Origin of the sequence: Endozoicomonas sp., from assembly GCF_051008435.1 — a bacterium.
Lineage (GTDB): Bacteria > Pseudomonadota > Gammaproteobacteria > Pseudomonadales > Endozoicomonadaceae > Endozoicomonas_A.
The window spans coordinates 1-11365 of the sequence record NZ_JBPCXO010000550.1 but is presented as its reverse complement, the minus strand read 5'-3'; the positions used below and the strand labels follow the sequence as shown (position 1 = coordinate 11365).

Annotated in this window: 11 protein-coding genes and 2 pseudogenes; 3 read left to right on the top strand and 10 right to left on the bottom strand. The window is 45.8% G+C overall.

Features of this window, described 5'->3' with window-relative positions; genetic code table 11:
- The first annotated feature begins 261 nt into the window (after positions 1-261).
- From ACR2PX_RS28360 to ACR2PX_RS28350, 3 genes are all read left to right on the top strand, one after another.
- On the top strand, positions 262-519 hold the full coding sequence (locus ACR2PX_RS28360; RefSeq protein ID WP_434002709.1) for a hypothetical protein: 258 nt from the start codon (positions 262-264) through the stop codon (positions 517-519).
- An 8-nt stretch (positions 520-527) separates the two neighbouring features.
- Positions 528-971 (top strand): hypothetical protein, encoded by a 444-nt coding sequence (locus ACR2PX_RS28355; protein WP_434002708.1) that lies wholly within the window; start codon positions 528-530, stop codon positions 969-971.
- A 176-nt stretch (positions 972-1147) separates the two neighbouring features.
- Positions 1148-1792 carry a TetR/AcrR family transcriptional regulator gene (locus ACR2PX_RS28350; RefSeq protein WP_434002707.1) on the top strand — a complete coding sequence of 215 codons (645 nt, stop codon included), beginning with the start codon at positions 1148-1150 and terminating at the stop codon, positions 1790-1792.
- A gap of 79 nt (positions 1793-1871) precedes the next feature.
- Here ACR2PX_RS28350 and ACR2PX_RS28345 read toward each other — a convergent pair whose 3' ends face one another.
- From ACR2PX_RS28345 to ACR2PX_RS28300, 10 genes and pseudogenes are all read right to left on the bottom strand, one after another.
- Entirely contained in the window at positions 1872-3527 is a 1656-nt protein-coding gene (locus tag ACR2PX_RS28345) for a sulfatase-like hydrolase/transferase (protein WP_434002706.1), read from the bottom strand.
- Positions 3528-3572: 45 nt separating this feature from the next.
- Positions 3573-5240, bottom strand: coding sequence for a sulfatase-like hydrolase/transferase (locus ACR2PX_RS28340; RefSeq protein WP_434002705.1), 1668 nt, complete (start codon positions 5238-5240; stop codon positions 3573-3575).
- 137 nt (positions 5241-5377) lie between these two features.
- Positions 5378-6994 (bottom strand): PQQ-binding-like beta-propeller repeat protein, encoded by a 1617-nt coding sequence (locus tag ACR2PX_RS28335; protein WP_434002704.1) that lies wholly within the window; start codon positions 6992-6994, stop codon positions 5378-5380.
- 400 nt (positions 6995-7394) lie between these two features.
- Positions 7395-7993 (bottom strand): annotated as a pseudogene (locus ACR2PX_RS28330) (sterol desaturase family protein).
- Positions 7994-8075: 82 nt separating this feature from the next.
- A pseudogene (locus ACR2PX_RS28325) lies at positions 8076-8287 on the bottom strand (IS3 family transposase); the annotation flags it as partial.
- Between the two features lie 354 nt (positions 8288-8641).
- Positions 8642-8911 (bottom strand): ISAzo13-like element transposase-related protein, encoded by a 270-nt coding sequence (locus tag ACR2PX_RS28320; RefSeq protein ID WP_434002703.1) that lies wholly within the window; start codon positions 8909-8911, stop codon positions 8642-8644.
- Entirely contained in the window at positions 8856-9050 is a 195-nt protein-coding gene (locus ACR2PX_RS28315; protein ID WP_434002710.1) for an ISAzo13-like element transposase-related protein, read from the bottom strand. Before ACR2PX_RS28315 ends, ACR2PX_RS28320 begins: the two co-directional genes overlap by 56 nt.
- Positions 9051-9091: 41 nt before the next feature.
- Positions 9092-9271, bottom strand: a complete 180-nt coding sequence (locus tag ACR2PX_RS28310) for a hypothetical protein (protein ID WP_434002702.1) — start codon at positions 9269-9271, stop codon at positions 9092-9094.
- Complete coding sequence (locus ACR2PX_RS28305) at positions 9246-9386, bottom strand: hypothetical protein (RefSeq protein WP_434002701.1); 141 nt, start codon at positions 9384-9386, stop codon at positions 9246-9248. The genes ACR2PX_RS28310 and ACR2PX_RS28305 overlap by 26 nt, the downstream gene beginning before the upstream one ends.
- A gap of 151 nt (positions 9387-9537) precedes the next feature.
- Positions 9538-11085, bottom strand: coding sequence for a hypothetical protein (locus tag ACR2PX_RS28300; RefSeq protein WP_434002700.1), 1548 nt, complete (start codon positions 11083-11085; stop codon positions 9538-9540).
- Positions 11086-11365: the final 280 nt, after the last annotated feature.

The following is an 11365-nucleotide window of genomic DNA, read 5'->3' as shown; positions in this document are numbered from 1 at the left end:
CTTCCTCAATGTTGAGTGGTCAGTACCCAGCAAGCGAGCTGCTTCACCAATCTTGACTAATCTCTTATCCATAGTATGAGATTATGATAGATAATCATAGATTACTCAATACTGTTTCAAACCCCTTATTACATAGCTTACTATCACAGTCAGGCATTCTTAAAAGAGTATCTGGCGATTATCAATCAAATTAATGACGCTGACCCTACAATCGTTCTGAACATTAAACTGGAACAACTCCAAAGCAGTGCATATCGTGGAATGCTTGCGGATCTGGGCTATGGATATGTCACTTATCAGTCAGATACAGTCAAGATTAGCTACGTGATTCCAGAAGCCATGAGTTACAAGCAGATCAACATAGTTAACCCTGGCCCAATAGCCAGTCAGGATGACTATAACGCCCTGATCTATTTCTCACACCCCCTTATTCTGGTGGCAGGCAACCTCAGTCTCGCAAAAGTGATCAGTATGCATAGGTTCCTCTGTATGAATGGCGATACTTTCAGAGTGACGTGAATGTCGACTTGAAAGCCCTATGGCAGGGTACACCTCTGGAAGCATTTTTTGAAAATCGGTATGCCCCCACAGATAAGGCCAAGGCACTGATGGAACTCAATTTCAATCCACGGATGTTACGAGATGTCAGCCACAGAATCATAGACAGGTACGACGTTATACCAAGGCTTATGGATATTATCTGGTTAACCCATCAACCGGACCATCCTTTATGGCAACTGGATTCAGATACCCAGGAACTGCTGACAAATTATGCGGGAACAAAGCTGCTCTCTGAAATTCAGGCAATACCTGACAGGGCAAAGCGAGAAATTATCGCCGGTAAAATAATGCTCCATTACATCAACACAGCTAACCCTGGATTGACCAGCTATGAGCTAGGCACTCTATTTCTTCTGATTGAAGACCCCGTTATTTCAGCTTACCTGAGATCACTAATGGAGAGGCTTTAAGCCTTTCCAGCAGTGTGTCCAAATACCTGCAACTTCGAAAGTTCTGACTCAGAGAGGATTGTGAAGATTCCTTAAACTGCTAACAGGTCGCTGTTGCTTGCTAAATTGGTATTGGTCTAGCGAATGCAGCCAATGATATGATCCAGTTTCAGTTAACCTCAGTGTTAAGGACACTCATGTCAGCCGTAGAGTCTTTAAAGACACCCCAAAGCAGTAAGGGTACCCGGGAAATCATTCTCGATACCGCAGAAAGATTGATGGCTGAACGAGGCATTGATTCCGTTTCTCTCAATCAAATTGTTCGTGAATCCAATCAGAAAAATGCTTCCGCCCTTCAGTATCACTTTGGTAACAAGGAAGGTCTGGTACAGGCTATATACGACAAACACAAACCAGATATTGAAAGACGTCGAGAGGAACTGTTTGAGCAGTTAAGTGACAAGCCTAGTTTACCCGACATTATTGAAGCTCTGGCTTTGCCCATGATTGAAGAGATGGACAATCCAGACGGAGGAATGGATTATCTGCTGTTTATCTCCCGCATCCGCTACCATCAGGTGAACCCTACTCTGGAGAAGAATGCCCGGCAATCAGAGATCTTGAACAAGTTATCGACATTGATTTCTGCCCATCTGGATCACTTGCCTGACGAAGAGCAGGAACTCAGAAAATTGATGATGAGAAGCACTTTACTTCACTATCTTGCGGATTACAGTCTGAAGATAAAACAGGCGCCTTCGTTCGACAGCAGCCAACGGGAGTCTTTTAAAAAGTTGCTGATCAACTCGATTGTTCATGTCATTCAACAACCTCTCAATTGATACTTTGATCATCAATCGATGATAGCAGTCTCGTTAGTCGGACGATGCCAACAGACTAACGAGACTTTTTACCAGGAAGTTACTGAACAATCAGGCGTCCCTGATGGGCCTTTTGAAACGCCTCGTCCTTCGCTTTCAACTCAGCACTGGAATCAATCACGTTCACTTCACCCCAGAGATTTTCCTGATCGTATTTCTGCAGCACACCTGGAGCACTGTTCTCTTTGATGAACTCAGCCCAGTCGGCAGGAGCTACCCAGCCAGGATGGGGAACCACTTTGATCCGGCTCTGTACAAAAGGTTCACGATCATTTCGCCAGAATTCGACACTGTTTATCAGATCAGCCAGTAGATTGGCGTGAGCAGGATCGGCAGACAGATCTTTGGTCTCATTAGGATCCGCTTTTATATCGTACAACTCATTCTTTACCTTGACCGACTCCATTTGCATATCCACCAGCTGGACCAGCTTCATGTTTCCACGAATGGCAGCAAACGCAAATTCATTGACCGCTGTCGCCTGAGTAGCAAAGTAGATATCACCTCGATAGGGTTCAACCCTGTTACTGGTCAGCTGCTGCCAATAGCTGGTGCCATCAAGAGGTCTTCCTTGAGGAGCAGTGGAATAATCTACACCGGACGCATGTGCCAATGTTGGCAGTACATCCCAGCCGGTAATAAATTGCTCGGATACGCTACCCGGTTTAATAACAGGATTTTTCGAGTCCGCTCCTGGATAGCGAATCATACCAACAACCCTGATTCCTCCTTCATAGATCTGCTGTTTAAAACCTCTCAGTGGCGTATTCAAGCCACCCCCTTGATAAGTCCCGGTCCCTCCGTTATCACTCAGGAACATCACTATGGTGTTTTCCGCCACCCCCAGTTCATCGAGCTTGTCCATCATCCGGCCAATGGCTTTATCCATCCCCAGCATCATACCGGCGAATATTTTTCGTTTGGGGTTGCGAATTTCTCCAGGCTGACTGGCTTCGGCTTCGTCGATCAAACTCTTAGGAGCCTGAAGTGGCGAATGCGGCGCCTTGAAAGGAACATACATCATGAATGGCCCATCGTTGTCAGGAGTGCCGTCTTTCTGCTTTTTAGCCCAGTCATCCAGCCATTGATTGGCATCATTGGCCAGAACAAAAGGGCCATACTTTTCAATATCTGAACGGTCGACGTACTTCTTTCGATCCACCGATGTTCCATTTCTCTGCAGATCAAACCCTCCTACTTCGTTAACGGTATGATCGAAGTAGTCGCCATTGGTATTCAGATGACCAAAGAAATAGTCAAAGCCTCTCTGATTCGGATGTTGATAATTGAAGGTATGCCCCACGTTCCACTTACCAAAAGCGGCCGTTTGATAGCCTGCTTCCTGAAAATACTCTCCAATCAGCTTTTCCGCTTTGGGAATCCCTCCTTCAACCCAGGGGTACACGGTTGCATAGCCCATACCAAAACGAATGGGGTCACGACCAGTCAATAAAGCCCCACGGGTGGGAGAACATTTTGGATTAACATACAAACGCCTCAGTTCGACCCCTTCGGCTGCAATTTTATCCAGCGAAGGCGTATCAAATTCGGCTCCATGAAATGACGCATCTTTCCACCCCATATCATCGGCAAGTATCAACATGACATTGGGCTGCTTGGCCACTGCAGACTGAGCCAGAGCGCTGGCAGTGGCACCAAATATCAGACTTCGGCAAAGATTTCTGAATGCTTTCATAACGGATAACTTCTCTAATTATTTTTATTCAGCTTCGTAACACCATCACTCGTAAATAATGGTGCCCATTTCTGTTTTCTTATAAATAATCCGGTCCAGACTCGTCAGAGAATTACCGCCAATGAAGCCAAATACGTTATCTCCAACTTCACCGGAGGCTGTCTTCTCACGCTGCTGCATTCTCAATGCCCAATCCGTAGGTGCCACCCAACCTGGCAGGGGAACAGGTTCGTAATGATTGCCCGTCCACATATGCTTCTTGCGCCACCCCACAAAACCTGACAACAGTGACTCCAGAACCTTGGGTTGTTCCGTGGCAAGATCTCGTGTCTCACCTGGATCAGAGGCCAGATAAAACAGTTCATTTTTGATCTCGATCCCCTGATAACTGCGGGTTACGTGTCGTACAACTTTGTAATCTCCCTTGATAATGGAGAAATTAAAATCATTCCCCACCCCCTTTTCTCCTTCAGCGGCAAGGTAAATTTCAGAATGAGGCACAACACGTCCTTCCTTCAGACTTTTCCAGACGCTGGCCCCATCCTGTAAGCGAGCCTTAGCCTGGGGAGCACCGTTTCTGGTGCCTGTAGCCTCATTAATAGTCGGATAGAGATCCACTGCAGAAATCACCTGATCGCTGCTGACGCCTTTGGGAAGGCCGGGACCGGAGAGAATTGCCAGATTACGAATGCCCCCTTCATAGCCAGAAAGCTTTCCACCTCTCAAATCACCACTGCTGGCTCCATTCTCCAGATCAGCCCCAGAAGTACTTAGAAAAACCACCAGCGTGTTGTCCAGTCTGCCCTGACTTTTCAGAGTGGAGATTATTTGGCCAACCCCCTGATCGACAGCATTGACCATGGCCCCATAAATCAGCCTTTCGCGAGAAAGCTCGGGATTCTCTGCCTGAATTTTCTTCACCAGATCTTCTGGCGCCTGAAGAGGCGCTCTGGGTGCCTTGAAAGAGACTTGTAAAAAGAAGGGAGCAGAGTCCTCTCTTGATAACTGATTCAGCCAGTTCACTGAGGCAGCACTGATCAGGCGCGGACCGAAAACATTGTCGTACGAGTGACCCAATGATTGACCGTTTTCCTGAAGATCGATGCCTCTTGCTGAAGAATGATTGAAGTAATCAACCTGACCATTCAGATGACCAAAGAAGTAGTCAAACCCTCTACTGTTTGGATGATGTCGTTGAGTTTGAGAGCCCAGCTGCCATTTGCCTACCAGTGCTGTCTGATAGCCTGCAGCTTTGAGGGATTCTGACAGCAAGAACTCACTGGGAGCCAGTGCACCCGGTGACCAGGGATAAAACTCGGCATAACTGATACCCAGCTCATGGGGATCTCGAGCCGTCATCATGGCAGCCAGAGTACCACTGGACTGAGAGGCACCATAAAAGCGGTTCAGGACCACACCATTGGACGACAATTTATCGATATTAGGTGTTTTGAAGGGGGCTCCTCTGGCACTGATATCACCATTACCCAACCCATCAACCGTTATCAGCAACACATTAGGCTTGCTATCAGCAATGCTCTGCGTTTGAGTTAAACCACTTGCCATCAATGATGAACTCCCGCCTGACAGGAACAATACAGAGATGACAGTGGCCAGAAGGCTGGATTTACCAAGACATTTATATCCGGATGTTTGATCACGCTCAGCCGGAAAGCTGACCGTCATTGAATCCACTGTTTTTATTATTTTCATTTTGAGGCCTTTGCTTTTGCACCTGGCAATTGGACGAATGAAAAAACTTTCATTTGAGCAGCCCACACAGGCAGGCTGCTTGGATAGAAGCTGGTTGAAGGCTGGCCACCCAAAAGAAAAGCCAGCCCTTCACAAACTTATTCAGTAGCCTTAAAGGTGGTGACTCCGGCTGGACTGTCTAATAGCGGAGTTCCATATTGATGTGCTCCCACCTCATCGGAGAGGTTGCCGATATTGGCTATCAGAATACGTTTCTTGCTGTTGGGATCGATGGCCATAGTGATGTTCATGGCATCGCCGGCAGGAGTCGTTGACAGAATTGAGCCATCTTTTGGATCAACAGCAACCACTGCATGGGTAGAATCCATGTAATTGCGGTCGCTGAAATAAATGACATTATCAAAGCCTGTGATCACAGATACAGGTACTCGTCCTTTAGCCAGTTTTGACTCCCAGACTTTCTCAACCTTTACGGGCTTGCCCTTTCCACCGGAAATCTGGAAGGAACCCAGACCTTTCAAACCCAGGGAGATATAAGCCCGGTTATCAGGAGCAACAGTAGGTGAAGAGGCAATGACAAACCCTACGGGCTCAGAAGCACCATATATCTCACAGGCAGCCCCGGCACGACCGGCATCAATGGTTTTGGCTGAAAGAGCAAGACAAGCGGGCAGATCAACAGCCACCAGCTGCTCGGCGTCATTGCCAATTAATACATAGTTTCCGTCTTTGGTAATGGCAGGGCTGGTAGCAATGCCACCTTTACCTGCCATGGGAACGTGAAAGAGTACCCGCAGATTGCCGTTTTCGTATTGCAACCCCCACAGAGCCCCCTGATGTTCTGAACCACCTTCCGGCGCACCACCGGAAATCAGAATAGTACCGGTTTTAGGGTCTACGGCAGTATTGTTGTCAATTTCATACCCACTGTCGCCCAACCCTACTTTCCACCAGAGTTCCTTGGCCAGCTTATCGGCCTTGGTTTTCAGATATTTCTCTGGAACAGGGCCACTGGTGTCCGTTTTTTCACTGGGAAGGTCCAGGGCAGCCAGTGTTTTACCGCTGAGTCTGTCTACCACCAGAACAACACCATCCCCCACTGTGGCCGATACCAGCTCACCTCCTGGCAGGGTATTCAGTCCAAAAGGTACATTTGGATAGCCTTTTTCAGAGAAAATGCGTGATGGATGATCATTCGTCCAACGAACATTCCCCTCAGTATCAAAGGAAACAATTTTCTGGGTATCTGCGGTATACAGATACCCTTCTTTGTCGATGTAAGGATTGTTAAGAGTCGACCCTCCATCAAGAATGCACTCTTTGGTAACAGGGTCGACATCACGCCAGAGCTCTTTCCCGGTGATCAGATCCAGTGCTACCAGATTGCAAATACCTGACTCCCCTCCCCTGGACATGGTGCAATAAAGCTGACCATTGGCTCCTGAAGAACAGGGCTGAACAAAAACCTCGTTGGGTAATACTGTCCAGACTGTCTCGATGTTGACAGGAGCCTGATCTTCCACGTAATCAGATACACGACTATCACCATGTATAGTCGGATAAGGGGAATCCTCCAGAAACGGATTATCCTCCTGATAACCGGGCACGCCTGGAAGAGAACCTGACTTGAGCTGACCCTCCGAAACTGCGCCTGAAACGGCTACTGTCAATGCTGCTACCAAAGCAAATAACGAAGCCTTCGCCGGTATTATTGAGGGTATCTTCGGGTTTTCGTTTTCAACGATATACTGCATAAATTCCACTTTTTCTTGTACCTAACCTGCTGATTCAAGACTGAAGCAACGGCTGGGAGATTCTTATTATTCGAGGCAGTGATGCAGTCACAAAACAGAGCACATTTTTATTAATGTGACCACATTATTGACAGATACTATTCTAATGCGAACACATTAATCAACAATTTCATAATAAAACCATGCTTGAGTGGATCAACATGTATGGCTTATTGGCAGTAGAAAATAGTATGCAAGAGCAGGTTTAAGCCTGGCGCTGACGTGATTTCTATTGAGGAAGTAATTGGATGACTAAGATCGGGGAGTGGCCTCAAAATGGTTGAGGCGCTGGAAAGAAGTGAATTTTTGTGAAGCTCATTTCAGACTTGAAGAGACGAAATGAGCTTCACAGTTTTGACTGTCAGGCAGATTGCGCTGCAGCCAGTTTGGCTTTTGCTTTCTGTTCCTGCTCCCAGGCCCAGATTGGTGGTTTAACCAGCAGCTTGAAGCGATAAGACCAGGACGGTGCATTCCAGAGTTGTGAACCCAACTTAACAAATCCGTGGAAGAACACTGTAATCGGATTTACGCTATTGATCCGTGGATAAACACCAAAACGAACCTTCTCATCTTCCTTAGCAAAGGTACCAAACATCTTGTCCCAGATGATGAAAATACCCGCATAGTTCTTATCGATATATTTGGAATTAGTCGCATGATGCACACGGTGATGCGAAGGCGTATTCATCACAGCTTCAACGGGCCTTGGCAGCTTTTTCACCAGCTCTGTATGCAGTGCTGTCTGATAGAACTGAACCAGAGCTTCGGCCAGGAACACCATGAATGGAGGAACCCCAGCATGACCAGAGGTGCATGGAAGAAGAACGGGAATAGTCCGTCCAAAGGACCAAAACGGTAAGCTACTGAAATATTGAAGTAAGGTGAGCTGTGGTGAACGGTATGGGTGGCCCAACCCAGACCGCAAACATGTATAAAGCGATGCTCCCAGTAATAGGCCATATCAGCAATGATGATCACACCCTTAATCAAGCAAGTGGTCAGTACCGGAGTTTTTCAAGATAGTTGTCCCGATAACCGTATTTTAGGCCGCTTTTTCCAAACAACCTGCTACCTCTGCCTCTCGTTCCGGGTTAAGTGCAACCGAACCAACGGGATCCCAGTTCCGGAACTTGCCAGACCAGCGTAAAGGGTGCCTCTCACGCGCCTTCCTGTAAACCTGTTTCGGTGTTCCAGTATCCCCTTGTCCTGGCCATCATGACGCTGCTCGGGCGTTACAAAACGAATAGCACTGTGACTAGGAGCCTGTCGGACTTACCACTGACCTACTGCGAAAAAGCCTGATTTGGCCATTTTTTATGATTCTTTTCGTTGAATAGCTCGCTATCCGCCTCAAATAATCATAAAAACTGTCTCAAACCGGACTTTTCCTCGCTACGGTCGGCTAAGTCCGACAGACTCCTAGGACTTACGCATTGATGACTGACACCTGTAAATTTTGGTAGCAGGTAATCTTTGCCCTTTGCAAAAATCTCAATGAAAGCACCAACTACCTCTTTAAACAGCTCGCGTTGGTGCTGATAAATGTGCCCGACGTTGCGCCTTGAAGGCTGAAAAAATCCGCTCGTCAAAATATTGCAAAGCAACTGCCTAGGTACTTATGCCGTGAGGAATCACTTTGCCATCACTGCAACTGGGAAAGTCGTGATCGTTAACATCTATGGGATCAACTGAATCGACAACACCGTCACGATAAAAATTACCTAACAACTCCTTCTTTTTGGTGTCGATACTGAGTACTGGTTTGCCAGCATCAAGGTATTCTTTTTTCAAACGGGCGATATTCTCAAACTGGGCATTACGGTCAGCGTGTTGACCCATAGTTCGCTTTTTTTTGCGGTTTACGACGGCGGTAGCCATTCTCATAAAGGAGGTGAGAAACGATGTTTTTTCCCGCTGGCGTACTGAGTCCTTTGAGCTTTCGAGAAATTTTTCGACGAGAAAGGTTTGTACATTTCACATCCTTATGCATTGGATCGCCAGCGGTATGATCGTTCAGTATGAAGTGAAAGTTTTCAACGATCTTCGGGGGTTTCTCAATCAGAGCTTTCCGTCCGCCCCTTTTTTTCGCTGCCGGGCAGTGTTTGGTTGCTCGCCTGATTCCAGTTCAGCAATGCCACGACTAATGGTTTTCGGGTCACAGCCCAGTAACCGGGAGATGAATGAGATACCGCCATGCTCAAGCTTAAGAGCCTCAACTGCGGCATAAGGCGCTTTCACTGATATCAATGAGCTCTGCAATTTCTTTCTGTAGATGGCCTTTTTCCAAAAGCACTTCAATCTGGTGGCGTTGCCCCTGAGTCAGCTGCTTGTATTGTCTGGCTTGTGTACTCATTCCTGATTTCCATTTCTGAGTGTGAGAACTACGAAATGCACCAGCAGCTAGCTCACACCAGAAATTTCAATCAATTTCACTTCTTATATTAATCCAGCATCACCCTACATCAGTTTATTGATAGAAACAGAACACCCATTACAGGATTACATCAGTCAGGATACCAATCAGATTCAGAAACAGTAATATGTAATGGATATACCATATCTGTCCAAGTGCAATTAAAATACTCTGGATGACTATTGTTGACGCAATAAACCGGGAAGTTTGCTACAAGGCTATTGTCTTCAACAAAGTAGCCTTGTGCCTGAACTGGTTGATCCCAAAACCCCCTTGAATTTGCTGATGGCTTAAAGTCAGTCACAATATTCAACGTAGTTGCATCTAGGGTTAACACCCTACTTCCCCTAGGATCTGCATTAGCACATAACTGAGGCACTGTTTCCGAAAAAACCTGAGTGCTGGTAAAAACATGCAGAAAACCGTTCTTTGTATCTATTACTGGCTGGGCTACCGATACTGTACAAGTAGGATTACTATCAACAGTCAGCAGTTCCAGTGCCTTTATATGCCCGTTTATAAGGTCAAAGCTGGCTATATAGGAGTAAACAATCGTACCCTCATCATTACTCCCCTCGTATACATCATTAATAGTCAAATAAAGAGTATTATCTGCGACTACTGGGGGGATTTCGCCATATGCTCTTCGAAGAAAAGTTTGTTGGTAATTTTCACTATTAAGGTGCCACAACCAACTGTACTTATGGGCAGTGACCAAACCAATGCCATCAGTTAGAATAGCCAAAACACCATAATCGGTTAAAATCAACTTACTATCGATCTCAAGATTATCCCTATTAGGTACTGTGTGGCATTCAGGAATAGGATCGTCAAGCGAGGTATCATAATAACAAAGATTCGTACCATCCGATCTTAAAAACAGTACCTCCAACCCATACTTAGCAGAATACACGGCACTTTTGATTACAATATTATCCCCTTTAGGTGCAGTCAACGCCCATTCTTGATGATCCCTGTTATTCATCAACCAAAACTGACCGCTGTCTCGCAGAATATCAGAATCCCAACTAACTACATTCTGTTCTCCAACAGAAATAAACGAGCCGTGCCCTACAGAATAAGATTTGGGCATAGGATAGCTTCCAGCCCAGGCCATTTGATTAGAAGTATTGAATACATTCAAATAGCTTTGATTTGATTCATTGTAAAAATCAGCATAAAGCAGTTGTCCAAGAGTATGGAATGTATTGTCAGCACTTCCATGATTTTTGGCTAGCGGTACAGAAGCACTACCCGTCATTTTTCCTGTTTGGCCAGAGTAACCATTAAATATCAGTCGTTTACCTTTGGCTAGCCAATAAGGAATAACCAACTGACTGTCGGCAAACATAAAATTCCTTGGGGCATACTGAATCGGAGCATATGAGACAACCGGATCAAGCTCTTTGTACTGAAATGAGCGACTCCCTGCATGTTTTCTCTTTCTGGCAGGAGATGACAATTCCATTGCTGACCGAGGAAGTTTAAAATGCCACTTTGAGTATATATGGCGTTCAATTTTTTTATGGATGGGATCAAAAGCATGCTGCTCCTCGACTGGAATAGCTAAAGCAGAATGTACGAAAAACGCAAATAAAACGACAGTAGCTAACCTGCTCAATAACTTTGATGTACACATATTATATATTCAGAATCACCTTAACGTATCAATAAAATAGTAAATTTTGTCTAGATAGCAAGAAAGTGGGTAAAGCAACATTTAGTTTGAACAGAGCCGCCCTATAGTGCCGTATTTTTAGCCCCATGCGTAACTTGAGTTAATTTAAAATTAGGGGCTTTTACAGGTTGGCTGATGAAAAGTGAGGGGTTGCAACAGAAATAGCCTTCAGGAGACGATTGATTTATAAGGATCAAAATTTCTGAAGGATCAGACATGTGTGCAACACCCTCACTACGCC